The organism is Nonlabens tegetincola, from assembly GCF_002954355.1.
GTDB lineage: Bacteria > Bacteroidota > Bacteroidia > Flavobacteriales > Flavobacteriaceae > Nonlabens > Nonlabens tegetincola.
Window position 1 is genome coordinate 623,291 of the sequence record NZ_MQVV01000010.1, and the last position, 16,570, is coordinate 639,860.

The window sequence follows — 16,570 nt, forward strand, 5'->3', positions numbered from 1 at the left end:
CTAGCGAACTTTTTATCCTTTAAACGAAGAGTTTCTAAAGCACTGTATTAATTATCACATTTGTTTAGGTTTCTCTATTTTAGTCATGGAAAAACATTCATGGACATAAAAATTAAAAAGATTACCGCTAGAGAAACCTATATAGTGCGCCATCCAGTATTGCGCCAGGGTAGACCTATAGATTCATGTTACTGTGAAGGTGATGATGACTTAAGTACCATTCACCTAGGCGCAGTAATAAGTGATGAGGTTTACGGTGTAGCATCTTTTATGAAAATCATGGCTCCGGTTGCTTTTCCAGTACATTCAAAAACTCAGTACCAATTGCGTTGCATGGGTGTTGTAGAAAAAGCACAAGGAATGGGAATAGGAGCGCTTATCATGAAAAAAGGATTTCAATTACTACAAGAAAATCAAATTGATATTTTATGGTGTAATGCAAGAATTAATGCTGTTCCTTTCTATGAGAAATTAGGCTTTAGTGTCCAGGGTGAGATGTTTGACATACCACTGGTAGGACCTCATTATAGAATGTGGAAAGAATTAAAAAGTATTTAAGACATGAAGCACCTATTTTTTGTTCTTCTTTTTTGTGTACTGGGCTCTCAAGATAAGGGTAAGCTCACAGGGCAGTCACCTAATCCAAACAACTTGTTAGAGATTGAGGCGCAACAGGCATTTGATAGGATGAAAGCTGCTGCATTTAAAGATGGTATTGAACTACAAGTTGTCTCTGGCTATCGCAGTTTTGAAAGGCAACAGGCTATATGGAACCGTAAATACAAACGGTATGAAAAGCAAGGTATGTTACCCGATGCAATTTTTGATAAAATTGTAGAATACAGTACCGTGCCAGGAACATCACGCCATCATTGGGGTACCGATTTAGATATTATAGACGCTGCTGCTACTTATAAAGGCGATGTTCTTGTTCCAAATAAATTTCATGGTAATGGCCCTTTTTGTAAAATGAAAGAATGGATGGAACTTCATGCCAGTAAATATGGATTTGAATTAGTTTATACCTTGAATGAAAATCGAACTGGATTCAACTATGAACCGTGGCATTATAGTTATGTTCCGCTTTCGCGAAAGCGGTATAAAAAATATCTTGAAGAAATTGATCTAATACCTTTTTTACGCAGTCACAAAATATTAGGAATGAATAAAATAAGTGATGGGCGTTTAACTAGGTATCTCGAGGAGCATATCAAAGGAATTAATCCAAAATTAAAATAGTAATTTTAAACCTAAATACTTAATTATGAGAGGTGGATCCGGTAAAATAAGATTGTTTATAGGTATGGCTATTGTAGCATTTGCCGTGCTTAAATATTGCGGTAGTGCCGAAACAAATGAGTTTACAGGAGAAACTCAATACATTGATCTTTCAGTAGAAGAAGAAATAGCACTTGGATTGCAAGCAGCTCCTAGTATGATTGAGCAGCACGGTGGTTTACATCCCGATAATCGTGCTCAAACGCTAGTGGATCAAGTAGGTTTCAATCTGGTACAAAGTAGCATTGCCAAAGAATCCAATTATCAATGGGATTTTCATTTACTGGCCGATGATAGGACGATAAATGCATTTGCGCTTCCTGGCGGACAGTGTTTTATAACAGCAGCCTTATTTAATCAACTTCAAAATGAAGATCAGTTGGCCGGAGTTATGGGTCATGAAATAGGTCATGTGATTGCCAAGCACAGCGCTGCTAGAATGAGCCAGCAAGGGCTAGCCCAAGGAGTTATTACAGGTGTAAGTGTAGGAACCGAAGGTGGTGGACAAACTGCTGCTGCCGTTGCACAAATGTTGACCATGAAATATGGTAGGGACGATGAATTGCAAAGTGATGATCTAGGTGTAAAAATGATGATTGATGCAGGTTATGAACCTCAAGAAATGATAGGTGTGATGAAAATTTTAAAGCAAGCAGCTGGTCCTAATCGAGTTCCGGAATTTCAAAGCACCCATCCAGATCCAGACAATAGAATAGAGCGTATCAGGGAATCAATTAGAAAATATCGCGGCTAATGAGTAGTATCAAAATTCTATGGAATAAAGAAGGTAAATGGCTGTTCGAGCCTTATCGTTATGAGAATAATCGATCTATTCCAACTGATGCGAATAAATTTTTAAAAAACGTTTTCCTTACTTTAGATCATATTTGGGAAAAGCAAGCCTTATTACTAGAGTTTCCCGATGGTCGCACCATAAATATCCTTGATGAATTTATGTCCCGTAATGACAAAAATTTAATCATACGCGATGGTGAGAAAAATCAATACGAGGGAACTCGTGATATTATTACTTTTTATGATGAGGTTGGAAGTGTGTTTAGAAAAGACTTGCGTAAACCTTGGATAAAATCAAATATGGGTCGCAATACCGCTGCCAGTATTCTGGCTCATGAATTTATTCACGCGTATCACGAGCAATTCGAGTACGAGGCTTATCACGCTAGAAAAAACCAACGATTCCCGGCCTGGAAGGTGCGTTATCCACATTTTCCTAACCAGGAAGAAGTGCTGGTTACCACAGATTTAGGTAATCAGGCCATACGCAAATTAGGTGATGATGAACGACAGCATTACAAGCGCAATTACTATCCTACAAAAAGTCCTATTACACAAGAGCCTGCTAGTGAAGGTGAAGTAGTCTAGTATTGTAAAATTATTCTAATAAAAAAGCCGCTAGGAAACTAGCGGCTTTTGTTTATTTTCTTGTTGAGATTAAAAATTATAAACTACTTCTAGTTTATAATCTTTAAGAGATTTTTCTGCTTTTTCTAGGTCTTCTGTAAAGCCTAAAATATATCCACCGCCGCCAGAGCCACATAATTTTAAATAATAGTCGCCTGTATCCAGTCCTTTTTTCCAAAGCTCATGAAACTGGGCAGGTATCATGGGTTTAAAGTTGTCTAGAACTACTTTAGAAAGATGTTTTACATTACCAAACAGTCCTTTAACATCACCGCTTAAGAAATCCTCTACGCACATGTCTGTATATTTTACAAACTTGTCCTTTAACATCTTACGAAAACCTTCTTGTTTCATGTTTTCCATGAAAATGTTTACCATAGGAGCAGTTTCACCTACAATACCACTATCAATTAAGAAAACAGCACCGTTACCCGACTGTTTTTGTGATGGAATTCCCGCAGGTTCAATATCTTCTTTACTATTAATTAGTATTGGTAAACTTAAATAAGAATTTAATGGATCTAGACCAGAGCTTTTACCGTGAAAAAAGCTTTCCATTCTACCAAAAATACTCTTGAGTTCCAGTAATTTTTCTCTTGTAAGATTCTCGAGAACGGTAATTTTTTCCAAAGCATATTTATCGTAAATAGCTGCGACAAGAGCACCACTACTTCCTACACCATATCCTTGTGGGATGCTACTATCAAAGTACATTCCAGCCTCTATATCTTTTTTGAGACTCGTGATATCAAAATTTGGAAAATCCGATCCTTTGCTCAATTCTTCTAGATGATTGGCAAAACGGCTTAAGTTCTTATTAGATTGTTGATTTTTTTCAGAAAGGTCATCACTTATTTTAAGTGCACCTTTATAAAAGTTGTAAGGGATTGAAAGACCTTTTGAGTCTTTGATGATCCCGTACTCTCCAAAGAGTAAAATCTTAGAATAAAAAAGTGGTCCTTTCATAAAAATTAAGCTAGCAGTTTTGATGCTCCACTACCTATTTGATCACAAATATACTGAGAGTTTTGACAATACACAGCCAATTTCTCGTTAATCCATTCATATACAGCAGTTCTGTGATTGTTAGGATACAGTAAATGAACGTTAGCTCCTGCATCTAGGGTAAAACACACAGGGATTTGCGTTTCTTTTCTATATTTCCAAATTTCTTCGATAATACGCAATGTATTAGGTTTCATTAATATGAAATAAGGATGAGAAGTCATCATCATTGCGTGTAAAGTGAGCGCTTCGCTTTCAGTGATTTTAATGAAGGTCTCGATATCGCCTTCCTGTAAAGCTTTTTTAAGTAGAGTAAGATTTTGCGGTGCTTGTTCAAATCTCGCTTTCGCGAAAGCGTGATTATTCATAAGCCCATGACCAACTGTAGAGCTTACCGTTTTTTGACCTTTATCGACTAATAGAATAGTGTCGTGATAATTTTGAAACGTGGGATGCAATAATTTTGTTTGATCTACACCATACAAGTTTGAGCTACCTACTGTATCATCGTGCTCACCCCAAACGACTAATTGACCTTGTAAACTGCGACAAGCGCTACCAGAACCTAATCTAGATAGGAATGACATTTTATCGTAATCTAAATCCAAACCAGTAAGTTGAGATTCAAAATCTATAATACAGGCGCTTAATGCAGCCATACTACTTGCGCTACTTGCTATTCCAGAACTGTGTGGAAATGTGTTGCGAGTATCAATATTGAAATAGTAATTCTTTATCCACGGGCTGTAAGAAGATATACGCTCAAAGAATGCTTTTATTTTGGGTGCAAAATCTGGTTTTTCAACACCTTCATATGAAATTTTAAAACCGTGCTCGCCTTTAACAGCGTTTACTGTAGTAATGGTGCGGCAGGCGTTAAGTGTAAAGCTTATAGAGGGATTTGCGGGCAATTGCATGCCATGCTTTCCCCAGTATTTAACTAGTGCAATATTACTAGGTGCTTGCCATGTAGTAGTTAACGAGGTGATTTCCTTGATCTCTTGTTGAAGTATGAATTCTGTTTCCAAGATAATTTTGTTTAAAGCAAAGATAGTCTACAAGACCTTAGTCTTCTAAATAGAGTAGGGCATTGTAAATATCTTCATTAATTAAAATTAATTTTAAAAGGGTAGTGGTGCTTTTATTCATAGGTCCTATGGATCATTAAAAATGCTATAATCTCACTATTTTTAAAAATGTTGTAACATTTGTGCTGGTAAGAGGTCAAATGAATTGTATTACTTTTAATTTGTCAAAAAACGTTTATGGTATTTTTACGCTTGATTAAGGAAAGTCTGATTTTTGCGCTTAATGCTTTGCGTACTAATCTGTTAAGAGCTTTCTTGTCTTTGCTTGGGATTACCATTGGAATTTTTGCAATTATAGGTATTCTGGCAGCAGTTGATTCACTAGAGAAAGAGATTGAAAGTGGCTTAAGCGCACTAGATATTTCTACAATCTATGTATTAAGATTTTCTTTTGGTCCAACAGAATTAGAACCATATCAATTTGAAAACTGGCCCGACGTTAGTTATGATGAATTCCAAATGCTCGAGCGCAGTCTGCCAGATCTAGACGCCATTACCTACACGATGTTTATGTCACCTGAAAACATCAAGTTTGAGGATAAAACAGCAACTGGTGTGAATATCATTCCAGGTACAGAATCCTTTTTTGACTTAGAAAAACTTAAACTTTCAGAAGGACGATTTTTTAATGGTAGTGAATCCAACAGCGGTTCTCCAGTAGTAGTAATCGGTGCCGAAGTTGCCAATAGCTTATTTGGCAAAGCTAATCCTATAGGGAGAAGAGTACGGCTGTATGGGAATAAATTTACGGTTATAGGCGTACTTGAAAAGGAAGGAGCAGGAGCTAGCATAGGACCTTCCAAAGATGGTAGTGCTTATTTACCTGTGAACTTTGTAAGAAGAATTTATGGTGATAACGATAGGACCAAAACAAGTGCCTTTATCTTGAAACCTAAAAAAGGAGCAGATCAGGATGAATTCATCGCTATGCTAGAACAAAAACTAAGAAACTACCGAGGAATTAAACCCGATGAGTTAAGCACTTTTTTTATTAATCCACTTAAAGGATTTGCCGACTTTATAGGCACGGTTACAAGTACACTTACTTTTATAGGTGTGATTATATCTGGATTTTCAATGCTAGTAGGTGGTTTTGGAATTGCAAACATCATGTTTGTGAGTGTTAAAGAGCGCACCAACTTAATTGGAATACAAAAGTCATTAGGAGCAAAAAGCTTTTTTATTTTGTTTCAATTTTTATTTGAATCTATTATTCTAGCCTTATTAGGCGGAGCTTTTGGTTTGTTATTCGTGTGGTTAGGAACTTTGATTGCAAGTAGTTTGACTGACGAATTTACCTTTATTCTAAGCTTGAACAACATTTTGATAGGATGTAGTGTGAGTGCGTTTGTAGGTTTAATAGCAGGCATTATACCGGCCTTTTCTGCTGCACGTTTAGATCCTGTGGAGGCAATTAGATCTGGGATGTAATTCCCTTTATACTTTACCTTACTTTTGTTCTAATGAAAGTTTCTCAAATTGAACATAGTTTGCAGTTCTATGCAAATGGTAAATTTCTCATTACTGGGGAATATGTGGTGTTAGACGGAGTGCGTGGACTAGCAGTGCCCTTAAATTTAGGGCAACGTATTCAAATTACACCACGTACAGATCAAGCTATAATTTGGAAAAGTTTCAATGCCGATGGTGGTATTTGGTTTCACTGGCAAACTACGGTGAATTCTTGGAGTGAATCTTCAAGTGACTCAGTAACTCAAAAGCTTATAGATATACTTAAGCATGCCCAAGAGTTAGCTGGCAGCTTTATTTTGGATAAAGGTTGTGAAATAACAATGCATCTAGATTTTGATAGACAGTTTGGAATGGGTTCTAGCAGTACTTTGATTTCATTAATTGCTCAATGGTTTCAAGTTGATCCATACACATTACAATTTCAGTCTTTTGGAGGCAGTGGTTATGATATTGCGTGCGCTACCTCAAACGGTCCCATTGTATATAGATATCATCCTGAGCAGCCTAGTTATGAATCTATAGATTTTGATCCTGATTTTAAAGATGACTTATTTTTTGTGTACCTGAATCAAAAACAGGATAGCAGACAAAGTATCGCGAGATTTGATAAAGATTTGCTTTCAGAAAACGTTAGAATGCGTTTAAATCAAATACCAGACTTGTTAGTTTCATGCAAGGATTTAATTGAGTTTGAAAATATACTTCATGAGCATGAACAGCTTATCTCAAGACTTATTGGTCTAGAACCGGTTCAAAAGGTATTGTTTAATGATTATACCGGTGTTGTAAAATCATTAGGTGGTTGGGGTGGAGACTTTGTTCTTGCAACCGGTGATGAAGTAAAACAAGAATATTTTAATAAGAAAGGATACGACGTTATTTATAAGTGGAAGGATATTGTATTATAAGAACTAGTATCAAGTAACAAAAAAAACGCCTCGATAAAATCGAGGCGTTTTTTATATAAGGGTAAAAAGTCTAATAGAAATTCTTTCTATTGTCAACTATGTCTACTTTTTTCTTAAGTGCTTCAACTAATTTTGAGCTAGCTTGATTAGCATTTGTATCAGCTAATAATTTGGCCTGTGATGTGAAGTTTTCTAATTCTGGAGCTTCTGAAATACCAGTAAGGTTAATTACATAAACTCCTTTTTCACCTGCTATAGGTGATGAAGTAGTACCTTTTGAAAGACCAAACGCTGTACCTACAACAACTGGTTCCTGACCAGCTCCCGGGATAGTAGGATTTTTACGATTGATTGAGGCTGCACTACGCACTGATTGACCTTGAGCCTTAGCAATAGCATTAATATCGTTGTTTGATATTTTAGCCATTATCATTTCTGCTTTCTTCTTATTACGTAGTATAGGAGTAACCGTAGCACTTGCTTCTTCACTAGACATGTTTCCTGCTTCACTTGCACGCGTTACTTTAACAATTACAACTCCTTGTGGAGTGTCAAATTTCTCCATATCTCCAACCTCTGTTTCTTCATTGAATGCCCAACGAACAACCTCGCGATTCTTTTGAATCAATGGTAATGTTTCATCCATAGGCTTGATACTGGTTACTGGAGTAGTAGTCTTTTTAAACTCTTTAGCAGTTTCAGTAAAGTCACCAGATACTGCTGCTTGTTGAAACTTAATAGCTTCTTTTCTCATCGCTTTTGTAGTAGCTTTAGAAGGCTTAACAGCTTTTGAGATACTAGCAATTTTATAAAGATCTACAGGTGCTGCTGTATCGTCAATACGGATGATGTGGTATCCAAAACTAGACTCTGCTATTCCAATAGTTCCTTTGTCATTGTCATAAAGGAAATTTCTGAAACCTTCTGCAAAGTTTCTTGCGTTACCTGAGTAGGTTACCCAACCTATATCCTCAGCCTTAGCGATATTTGTATTTTCTTCAAAATATTCAAATTTTGAATCAAAACGTCCTTTGTTTTGACCTATTAAGTTAAAGATACTGTCAGCAACAGCTTTTGCTTCTTCTTTGGATCTTGTGATATTTGCAGCAGCTCTTTGAGCACCTTGATAAGCAACTAGTATGTGACGGTTTTGCACGCTATCCATTACAGATTTTTTGTCTTCTAATAGAGAAACCTTCATCATATCACGATCTTCATAAGGACCAAAAGTAGTGCCTAATTCTTGTGATATAATTGGTTTTACAGCAGTAGGTAAACGGCTTTCTAGCAGGTAGTCGCTAGAATAACTTTGTTCACTATACTGATTAACGTATTGTTGTACATCCTTTGCATTGTTGAATGCAGGGATTTTAGTAAAACTGTCGTTAGAACTATTGTAAACTGAGTCTGCTCTTAAACGTTTAGCTAAATCATTTTTTATAGCTTCCTTATCGCTATCGCTTGCTACATCAGCAAACAAGACCATTTGAAGATCTCTTTGTGCTTCTGTTTGAAACTCTTTAGAGTGAGATGCTATGTATGATTCAATCTCAGATTTTGAAACTTCTACTGTGCTATCTGCGATAGTTGTGTATGGAATTTGGACATAGTTAAAACTACGCTGTTCATTTTCCATTAAATAATCCATTCTAGCCTCTGCATTTGTACCTACAAATCCTGACTTAAGTAATTCAAAGAATTTCTCTTGCCTTAAATTTGATCGTACATCGTTTAAGTAGTTTTTCCAAGTTTGTGGATCATTTTGTAAAAAGCTTTCTTCATAAGTTTTGAAAGCTCCTTCGTTGAATGTTCCATCAGCGTTTTGAAACTGTGGATTGCTTTCATAGAAAGAACGCACTTGATCTCTTACTTGTGCATCGGTTACCTGAATACCAGCTGCTTCCATTTGTTCTGATAGTACGGCATTGCGCACTTCAGAATTCCACACGCTATTTACAGCTTGTACAGTAGATCCACTAGGTCCCATATTACGAGACATGTTTTCTACTTTTTGTGCAAAATCTGTTTGATTGATTTCAACATCGCCCACATATCCGATTGATGTTTCTTGTTTTTGATCACTTGAAGTAAGTGCTCCTTGCACGATAAAGGCAAATAATGCCAGTGCTATTACTAATATTAAGATCACGCCACGGCTTCTGATCTGTTGTAATATCGCCATTGTTCTTTAACTTTTTGTAATGAGGGCGAAAATAAGGTTTTCCCTGAAATTATGAAATAGAAAACGTATGCTATCTCAGTCGTTTTTAATACAAACTATTAAAGTATTGTTTTATGGTGAGGTTGTTAGGTGCGCTTTCGCGAAAGCGTAATTACTAAAAGAAAGTTTTTTAACTAAAATGTTAGCAGTAGTTGACTAGTTTTTCTGCTATTCTGAATCGCCTACTTCTAGATGAACCAAATCAATTTTATTATCTGATTTTTCCAAAATGGTAAAAGTGAAATGATCTATGGTTACATGATCTCCTTCTTCCGGTATTCCTTCTGTGGTGTTAACTATAAGTCCACCAATAGTCTCGTACTGCTCACTTTCTGGTAAATCTAATTTGTAGTTTTCATTAACTTGATCTACCTCTAATCTAGCACTTAGTTTAAAGGAGTTTTCGGTAAGTTGTGTGTCTATTAATGAATCGGTATCGTGCTCGTCTTCAATTTCACCAAATAGTTCTTCTACAATATCTTCTACTGTTATCAATCCACTTGTTCCACCATACTCATCTATAACGATCGCAATACTTTTATGTCTTTTAATCAACGTGTTGAGTACGTCCTTTGCCAGCATAGTTTCTGGGACGTTGACAACTTTACGTAACACTTGGTCAATGGAATCTGGTGATTTAAAGAGGTCAAAGCTGTGAACATATCCTGTGATATTATCAATAGTGTCTTCGTGGATTAATACTTTAGAAAGTCCGGTAGAAACAAATTTTTTATTGAGTTCTTTGATACTGGTGTCCTTGTGGACGGCAATCATTTCGGTACGTGGTACCATAACTTCACGGGCCTTTAGATCTCCAAAATCTAATGCGTTTTGAAATATTTGTATTTCAGAATCTACTTCTTCTTGTTCTTGAGCGCTTTCCATTTGCTCAGTAATGTAATTCCCTAGCTCAATTTTTGAGAAGGAAAGTTGTAATTGATCGCCATTTGACTTAAAAAAGGTTTTTAAAAAAAAGTCTGAAATTTGTATGCAAAACCATGAAATAGGCCAGAAAATCAAATAAAACAAATAGGCTGGTACACAAAAGAATTTGAGTAGCTCGTTGCTGTAAATTTGAAAAAATACTTTGGGTAAAAATTCAGCTGTTAATAGGATTACTATAGTCGATATCACAGTTTGTAGCAACAAACCTTGAAATCCTGTTGAAAGAGCAGGATACCATTGAGCAATTTGATCAAGAATTAAATCACCTGTAAGCATACTATATACTACTAGGGCAATGCTATTGCCTATAAGCATGGTGATTATAAACTTAGAAGGCTGTGCGGTTAGATTGCGTAATACTCGTCCTAAAAAATCCTCTTGACGTTTTTCAAGTTCAATATGGATTTTGTTGGACGATACATAAGCGATCTCCATTCCAGAGAAAAAAGCACTGAGAAGGAGCATGCTTACTATGAGCACTATAGAGCTGATCATATTTACTTATTGCGATCGTCAAATCTACGAATAAATCGCCTGCGGAAGAAAAACATAAACAGGGCTACCGCTGCCATAAAAAGCATGAGGTAGGCACGGCTGCGTTCTACATTCCATTCTGTAATTGCTGTTATTAAACAAACGATAGCAAAGATTAAATAGATGTAAACGGAATATTTAAGTAGTTTTTTCATAATTATTGATTTGATATGAACGTGTCGTTAGGATTACGTGCATTTACTTTTTTAAGATCTTCACTAGCATCTAGCATGGTCGCCGATGTGTTCCCTAAATTAGACGCATCACTGTTTTTCACTAGTCTTGTTTCCCAAGGCTCGTGAGTAAAAACCCATTTATTTTTTTGATCCCAGTATAACTGGTCACCATTAAAGGTATTACCGTCATGAGTGATTATCGTAACATCGCCTTGCATGTCAATCATATCAGTTATGTCGTAAAGATAGGCCTTGTTTGCGGTTATGGTAGTAACCTGTTGCTGGTTGTTAGTATACTCATACACTTTAACCTCTACACCATTTGGGAATTCTGTAAAGGGGAAGGAGTCGTTTGAATAATCGTAGGCAACGGGACCAGCAATGCTCAATTTTAATCGAGTACTGTCCGTATGTTTAATGACCATGTTTGTTACCTCACCTATAGGCGAGTTGGTGCTAGTTTCCATTTTACGCACCTGTTTGAGATTATCCTCACAAGAAACCAAAAAAGCAATCACGACAATTGTCGTGATTGCTTTAAAATATATGTTTCGTTTTATACTCATTAAGGAGTAGGTACGGTTACTGATTCACCTACCCAACAGCTGAAGGTGATTCTCTTACCTGCCATACCAGCTAAGAATATATCTTGATTGCTAGGAGCAACACCGTTGTAACTAGCTGCTGCTTTGGCAGCAGTAGATCTTAAAGTAGGGTCTACACTAGCTGCTTTGTTTGCATATCTTGCTGCAATCCAGTTAACAGCTCTTTTTTCAAAAGGAGTGTTACCACAGCTGTTTGTACTTTGCGCTACCATACCTGCGATTCTTAAGAATGGTAATCCAAATGATGGTTTTGCTTGATTAGCAAGAATATATTCTCTTTTTGCTTTACCAAAAGAACCTTGCTTTCTTAAAAGTTCAGCTTTTTTGTAGTGAATATTTGCTACATATTTCTGGTCGATCCCTAGTGAAAGAGCTTCATCCCAGTACTTCAGTTTTTCAGCATTAGTTTTTGCGATGTTACCTAAACCATATGCAGTCATTGCACTAGGTTGTAACTCGTGTAAAGCTTTTACAGAATTTACATATAAATCACTTTCTGTACAATCTTTCTTTTGTAACCTTCCAAGTACATTCTTTAACCAAGACATGTTTGATTTGTTTGCATCAAAATCTTTTGAGTAAAGTGGGATTAAGTTATCACAGTCTGCAAGACTTCCAATAGTACCATTTACACTTTTCATTACGATACCATAGTTTTTCAAGTTTTTTTCTTGATTTTCTATGTTTTTCTTTTCGTCCTCTGTAATTGTTCCTTCTGCTTCCTTGTCTAATAGTTCAGATACTATCTTACTTCTCTCATTAGAAACATTGTCTAAATGTTCTGTTAGTGCATCGTAAACATTAAAAAGGTCTTCAAGGTTAAGAGCGTTTGCCTTATATTCCTTTTCAGCAAGTTTGAAATAGGTTATCAATCCATTAGGATCTGTAAAGTCTTCCTTTCCACTTGTAAAGGTTTCATTTAAATAGTTAAATTGATCAGACTGAGTACCTTGTTTGTACTTGTACATTACTCGACCTAGTTCAACTTTTTTCTTAGTAACGTTAATTTTATCGGCATACTTGTTAATTTGAGTTTCAAGCATGTTCATTAAACCTTTAACGTTCTCGTTTTGATCACCGATTTTTTTCTTCAATCTGTGCTCGTATATTCTTTCACCGTATTGATAAATAGCAGGGCTGGCATCTGGACAGTTCTGTACTAGCTGACCTAATTGCTTGTATGCTTCATCATAATTTTTTGCTTTAGCGTTTTCGGCATAGATGCTAAGCATCGTGTTGCAGTCTCCTGATTGCGCTTTCGCGAAAGCGAATCCCAAAACAACTAAGCTGAATAAAATGGTGTTTTTAAGTTTCATAATTTTTATTGTTCTAATCTTAATTGTACTTTCTTTTAATAAACCAACGATCGTTTAACGATAAACTAATTGATAAGCTGGCAAATGTTTCTTTTATAAGACCGGCATTTTCTGTTCCTCTCTGTCCTAATTCAAGTCCAATATTTGCATTTGAAAAAGAGCGATTGCCTCCTATAGGTAAACCCATTCCAAAAGATATGCCAAACTCGTTGATGTCCTCATTATTAAGAACAAGACCTGTTTCTTCAAAACGAGCTCCAAATCTATAAGTAACACGTTGCCAGTAACTTGTTAAACTATTGAAGTTTGGTATGTAATAACCACCTGCTCTTAAGGAGATGGCATCTTTGAATGAACTGTTATTTGGGCTGAAGCTGCGATTAGATAAGCTGCTCTCACCTCGCATAGAAAACTCTCCACCAATCATCCAACTGCGTAATTTCCCATAATTCAATCCTACAGTTAATTCAGAAGGAAGTGTAAGGTCTTCCTCATTTTCCTGTGGATCGCGAGCGTTAAATAAACTTTCTCCTGTTCCTGGGGTAAATGAAAAATTAGCAAGCACCGATGTGCTTTTTGCTACTAATTTGCTCTCTGGACTGTAAACGATACTTGCCTGCAAGCTGTGTTCATCGCCAATGTTTTTTTCATAGTGTAAGGCTAAATTGTAGCTTAATCCACTAAAGTCGGTTTCGTTTGTCTCATTAGAGCCAAACTGGACTTGATTTGTAAGTACACTTGAGCTGTTTGTTTCTTGACCAAAATTATACCTTAACTCTGCACCAATACTTAAATTCTTTGTAAGCTCATGTCCAACTCCAAAGTAAGCTCTGGTAATGCTTCCTTCACCTGTGAAGTTGTAATACTCCGTATCAGTTAGGTCTCCGATGGTATATCCAACGGATTTAAAGGGAACTAATCCAAATCCTATTCCTGTTTTTGCATTGTTTCCTAGAGGTATACTTACATTCAAGTATTCTAAAGATGTAGAATCATAAGTGTCATTTTCACTTTCTGTTGATGCCCACGTCTCGGTGTGTAATAAACCTACGCTATAGTTAATTAGTTTTATTTTACCATAGGTGGCTGGGTTGTTCAAGGTAGTATGAATACTGTCCAAGTGAGTGCGTAGTCCACCCATGCTTCGGTTTTCAATTGTTCCTTTAAAGGTTTGTTGGCCTAATCCAAAAAATGAATATGGCGATGAAGTACGAGATTGACCTAGCGCACAATTGATGCTTAATACTGTAATCACGAAGATGATACTTCTAATCATAAGTGTTGTTATAGATGTATAATTGATAAATGCCTTTGAGCATTAAATCAGGCTGGACAAAGAAACGGCTTTTTAGTTGTTTCTCCAACAACCTAGCATCGCCACCTGTTAGGAAAACTTGTAAATTTTCATCCATTTCTTGGTATTGATTTATAACTCCATCTAACTCTCTTGAAACTCCATTTACTACACCGCTATGAATGCTGTTTTCTGTTGAATTTCCCACGAAGTGTTCTGGCACCTTTTGCAGTAATAACGGGAGTTTTGCAGTATAATTATGTAGTGATTGGTATCTTAGTCTAACACCTGGACTTATGGCGCCTCCTAAGTATTGTCTTTTGATATTGACATAGTCATATGTGATACAGGTTCCTAGGTCAATTATTAGTGCTGTTTGATCTTTGTTAATTAAGGTTAAAGCTCCAGTTACTAGTGCGATTCTGTCATTACCGAGTGTAGAACTTTGGTAATTATTTTCAAAGGGTAGCTTAATCTTATTGTTAATTTCAAAAACTTTAAAGGCTTGTTTTAGTTTATTAACGATGGTGTTGTCTTTAAAACCGACGTTACAAAATGCAATTTCTTTTAAATCACTGTATAATTCAGATAGTTGCAAGAAATCATGAAGGAATTCTTCATGACTTGATCTATGGATATGGATAAAGCTGTCATCTTTTATTACAGCTGTTTTAATAGAGGTGTTACCTGCATCTACTATAAACATAGAAGAAATTATGGTTTAAAAACTGACGCAAATATAAGAGAAGCAAGAGCTTAGTAATTGTTATATAACTGTTATTAATTAAGTAAATAAACGAGTTATAAGAAATGTAAGAAAACGATTATTATTTAAATCAATCCAAAGATTATTAAAACAAAAAATCCCGAGTAAACTCGGGATTTAAGTGGTACCTCCAGGAATCGAACCAGGGACACAAGGATTTTCAGTCCTTTGCTCTACCAACTGAGCTAAGGTACCATGCTGTATAGCGGGTGCAAATTTAATTAATTAATTCAATGTGCAAAGTGTTTTTTAATTTTTTTTGAATAAATCTTCAATTAATCTTTCGAGAGCCATTCCTCTCGATCCTTTAATTAAAATAGTTGATTGATTGGTTTCAATTAAATGAGCGCTTTGTATGAATCCATCATAATCTGTGAAGGTGTGAATATTGTCAATGTTTACTTTAGAGAAATTAGACCCTATTAAAATAACCTCGTCGATAGCACTGTCCGCTGCGTATTGAGCAATTTTATTGTGTTCTACTTCTGAGTATTTTCCTAATTCAAACATGTCTCCCAAAATGGCAATTCGTCTATCAGCCTTTTGATTAATTAAGTTGTCTAAGGCTACCATCATGCTAGAGGGATTTGCGTTGTAGGCATCAAGTATAATTTTGGTATAGTTAATTTTAATTACTTGAGACCGGTTATTGGATGGTTGGTATGATTCTATTCCTCTAACAATCTTTTCTGGTGAAACTCCTAACTCTTTTCCTATCGTGTAGGCAAATACCGCGTTCTTATAATTGTAAGTTCCTGTAAGTTGGCTTTTTATAAGTTGATTATCTATGGTGAATTGAATGAAAGGTTCTGTTTTATACAAGCTTGTGTTTTCTGGTGTTAATATTGAATTTACACCTGTGCTTCGGCTTATTTGTTCTGGATCCCATCGACCAATTATTGCTGTTTTGCTTTCACTTCTTAAGTAATCGTATAGTTCTGATTTACCCTTTTTAACGCCTTCAATACCGCCAAACCCTTCTAAATGTGCTTTGCCGTAATTAGTGATTAAACCATAATCTGGTTGTGCAATACCACATAAAAACGAAATTTCCTTTTGATGATTTGCGCCCATTTCTACCACTCCTGCTTGAAGGTTGTTAGAAAAGCTCAACAAAGTAAGTGGTACTCCTATATGATTGTTTAGGTTTCCTTCTGTCCCTTTTACTTTGAATTCTTGCTTTAAAACTGATAAAATAAGCTCCTTAGTGGTTGTTTTACCATTACTTCCTGTTAAACCGATAATAGGAAATTTAAGCTGGTGTCGATGATGTCTTGCTAGATCTTGCAGTGTTTTTAGAACGTCATCAACTACTGTAAAAGAGGAGCCATTGATGGCTTTATCGCTTACTATGGCGTGTTTGGCTCCTAATTCTATTGCTTTAGTTGCATAGGTGTTTCCATCAAAATTTTCTCCAGACAATGCAAAGAACAAATTTCCTTCTTTAATTGTTCTCGTGTCTGTACTTATTCCTGTGCTTTCTAGGAATATTTTATAGAGTTCTTCAATCATAATGTAAATATAGAAACAAAAAAAGAC

16 protein-coding genes and 1 tRNA gene are annotated in these 16,570 nt (G+C 36.0%); 6 read left to right on the forward strand and 11 right to left on the reverse strand.

Going from position 1 to position 16,570, the window contains the following annotated elements; all coding sequences use genetic code 11:
- Positions 1–99: 99 nt before the first annotated feature.
- Genes BST93_RS03285 through BST93_RS03300 form a run of 4 tightly spaced genes read left to right on the forward strand, consistent with a single transcriptional unit; the run spans position 100 to position 2,661 of the window.
- The gene (locus tag BST93_RS03285) at positions 100–558 is read left to right on the forward strand and encodes a GNAT family N-acetyltransferase (RefSeq protein WP_105018063.1); all 459 of its coding nucleotides are present in this window, start codon (positions 100–102) and stop codon (positions 556–558) included.
- A gap of 3 nt (positions 559–561) precedes the next feature.
- Positions 562–1,239: a M15 family metallopeptidase gene (locus tag BST93_RS03290; protein WP_105018064.1), complete on the forward strand. Its 678-nt coding sequence runs from the start codon at positions 562–564 to the stop codon at positions 1,237–1,239.
- Positions 1,240–1,264: 25 nt separating this feature from the next.
- A complete protein-coding gene (locus BST93_RS03295; RefSeq protein WP_105018065.1) occupies positions 1,265–2,032 on the forward strand; it encodes a M48 family metalloprotease in 768 nt (255 codons plus the stop codon).
- Positions 2,032–2,661, forward strand: coding sequence for a hypothetical protein (locus tag BST93_RS03300; RefSeq protein ID WP_105018066.1), 630 nt, complete (start codon positions 2,032–2,034; stop codon positions 2,659–2,661). Before BST93_RS03295 ends, BST93_RS03300 begins: the two co-directional genes overlap by 1 nt.
- A 69-nt stretch (positions 2,662–2,730) precedes the next feature.
- Here the strand turns inward: BST93_RS03300 and BST93_RS03305 are convergent, their stop codons facing one another.
- Together BST93_RS03305 and BST93_RS03310 are read right to left on the reverse strand one after the other, a co-directional pair.
- A complete protein-coding gene (locus BST93_RS03305) occupies positions 2,731–3,666 on the reverse strand; it encodes a mevalonate kinase family protein (RefSeq protein ID WP_105018067.1) in 936 nt (311 codons plus the stop codon).
- 5 nt (positions 3,667–3,671) lie between these two features.
- Complete coding sequence (locus tag BST93_RS03310) at positions 3,672–4,739, reverse strand: diphosphomevalonate decarboxylase (protein ID WP_373420729.1); 1,068 nt, start codon at positions 4,737–4,739, stop codon at positions 3,672–3,674.
- Between the two features lie 231 nt (positions 4,740–4,970).
- On the opposite strand from BST93_RS03310, the gene BST93_RS03315 reads away from it, so the two are divergent.
- Together BST93_RS03315 and BST93_RS03320 are read left to right on the forward strand one after the other, a co-directional pair.
- Positions 4,971–6,224, forward strand: a complete 1,254-nt coding sequence (locus tag BST93_RS03315; RefSeq protein ID WP_042279638.1) for an ABC transporter permease — start codon at positions 4,971–4,973, stop codon at positions 6,222–6,224.
- A 32-nt stretch (positions 6,225–6,256) separates the two neighbouring features.
- Positions 6,257–7,174 (forward strand): GYDIA family GHMP kinase, encoded by a 918-nt coding sequence (locus BST93_RS03320; RefSeq protein WP_105018069.1) that lies wholly within the window; start codon positions 6,257–6,259, stop codon positions 7,172–7,174.
- A gap of 70 nt (positions 7,175–7,244) precedes the next feature.
- Here the strand turns inward: BST93_RS03320 and BST93_RS03325 are convergent, their stop codons facing one another.
- The 9 genes from BST93_RS03325 to BST93_RS03365 all read right to left on the reverse strand — a co-directional run bounded on the left by BST93_RS03325 (position 7,245) and on the right by BST93_RS03365 (position 16,543).
- Positions 7,245–9,356, reverse strand: a complete 2,112-nt coding sequence (locus BST93_RS03325; protein ID WP_105018070.1) for a peptidylprolyl isomerase — start codon at positions 9,354–9,356, stop codon at positions 7,245–7,247.
- Positions 9,357–9,563: 207 nt separating this feature from the next.
- Positions 9,564–10,835 carry a hemolysin family protein gene (locus BST93_RS03330; RefSeq protein WP_042279643.1) on the reverse strand — a complete coding sequence of 424 codons (1,272 nt, stop codon included), beginning with the start codon at positions 10,833–10,835 and terminating at the stop codon, positions 9,564–9,566.
- 2 nt (positions 10,836–10,837) lie between these two features.
- Entirely contained in the window at positions 10,838–11,029 is a 192-nt protein-coding gene (locus BST93_RS03335; protein ID WP_082586934.1) for a hypothetical protein, read from the reverse strand.
- Between the two features lie 2 nt (positions 11,030–11,031).
- Positions 11,032–11,616 (reverse strand): LPS export ABC transporter periplasmic protein LptC, encoded by a 585-nt coding sequence (lptC, locus tag BST93_RS03340; protein ID WP_105018071.1) that lies wholly within the window; start codon positions 11,614–11,616, stop codon positions 11,032–11,034.
- On the reverse strand, positions 11,616–12,971 hold the full coding sequence (locus BST93_RS03345) for a hypothetical protein (RefSeq protein ID WP_042279647.1): 1,356 nt from the start codon (positions 12,969–12,971) through the stop codon (positions 11,616–11,618). Before BST93_RS03345 ends, lptC begins: the two co-directional genes overlap by 1 nt.
- A gap of 19 nt (positions 12,972–12,990) precedes the next feature.
- Positions 12,991–14,247 (reverse strand): BamG family beta-barrel-assembly machinery protein, encoded by a 1,257-nt coding sequence (bamG, locus tag BST93_RS03350; RefSeq protein WP_258150471.1) that lies wholly within the window; start codon positions 14,245–14,247, stop codon positions 12,991–12,993.
- On the reverse strand, positions 14,240–14,971 hold the full coding sequence (locus BST93_RS03355) for a type III pantothenate kinase (RefSeq protein WP_105018072.1): 732 nt from the start codon (positions 14,969–14,971) through the stop codon (positions 14,240–14,242). Before BST93_RS03355 ends, bamG begins: the two co-directional genes overlap by 8 nt.
- Positions 14,972–15,153: 182 nt before the next feature.
- Positions 15,154–15,226 (reverse strand) — tRNA-Phe (locus tag BST93_RS03360).
- 54 nt (positions 15,227–15,280) lie between these two features.
- On the reverse strand, positions 15,281–16,543 hold the full coding sequence (locus BST93_RS03365) for a UDP-N-acetylmuramoyl-tripeptide--D-alanyl-D-alanine ligase (RefSeq protein WP_105018073.1): 1,263 nt from the start codon (positions 16,541–16,543) through the stop codon (positions 15,281–15,283).
- Positions 16,544–16,570: the final 27 nt, after the last annotated feature.

Excerpts from the sequence above, each read along its gene's own strand:
- BST93_RS03355 (WP_105018072.1), bottom strand. The coding sequence starts at position 14,971 with ATGTTTATAGTAGATGCAGGTAACACCTCTATTAAAACAGCTGTAATA.
- BST93_RS03315 (WP_042279638.1), top strand. The coding sequence starts at position 4,971 with ATGGTATTTTTACGCTTGATTAAGGAAAGTCTGATTTTTGCGCTTAAT.
- BST93_RS03335 (WP_082586934.1), bottom strand. The coding sequence starts at position 11,029 with ATGAAAAAACTACTTAAATATTCCGTTTACATCTATTTAATCTTTGCT.
- BST93_RS03290 (WP_105018064.1), top strand. The coding sequence starts at position 562 with ATGAAGCACCTATTTTTTGTTCTTCTTTTTTGTGTACTGGGCTCTCAA.
- BST93_RS03285 (WP_105018063.1), top strand. The coding sequence starts at position 100 with ATGGACATAAAAATTAAAAAGATTACCGCTAGAGAAACCTATATAGTG.
- BST93_RS03345 (WP_042279647.1), bottom strand. The coding sequence starts at position 12,971 with ATGAAACTTAAAAACACCATTTTATTCAGCTTAGTTGTTTTGGGATTC.
- BST93_RS03320 (WP_105018069.1), top strand. The coding sequence starts at position 6,257 with ATGAAAGTTTCTCAAATTGAACATAGTTTGCAGTTCTATGCAAATGGT.
- bamG (WP_258150471.1), bottom strand. The coding sequence starts at position 14,247 with ATGATTAGAAGTATCATCTTCGTGATTACAGTATTAAGCATCAATTGT.
- BST93_RS03300 (WP_105018066.1), top strand. The coding sequence starts at position 2,032 with ATGAGTAGTATCAAAATTCTATGGAATAAAGAAGGTAAATGGCTGTTC.
- BST93_RS03305 (WP_105018067.1), bottom strand. The coding sequence starts at position 3,666 with ATGAAAGGACCACTTTTTTATTCTAAGATTTTACTCTTTGGAGAGTAC.
- lptC (WP_105018071.1), bottom strand. The coding sequence starts at position 11,616 with ATGAGTATAAAACGAAACATATATTTTAAAGCAATCACGACAATTGTC.
- BST93_RS03325 (WP_105018070.1), bottom strand. The coding sequence starts at position 9,356 with ATGGCGATATTACAACAGATCAGAAGCCGTGGCGTGATCTTAATATTA.
- BST93_RS03295 (WP_105018065.1), top strand. The coding sequence starts at position 1,265 with ATGAGAGGTGGATCCGGTAAAATAAGATTGTTTATAGGTATGGCTATT.
- BST93_RS03365 (WP_105018073.1), bottom strand. The coding sequence starts at position 16,543 with ATGATTGAAGAACTCTATAAAATATTCCTAGAAAGCACAGGAATAAGT.
- BST93_RS03330 (WP_042279643.1), bottom strand. The coding sequence starts at position 10,835 with ATGATCAGCTCTATAGTGCTCATAGTAAGCATGCTCCTTCTCAGTGCT.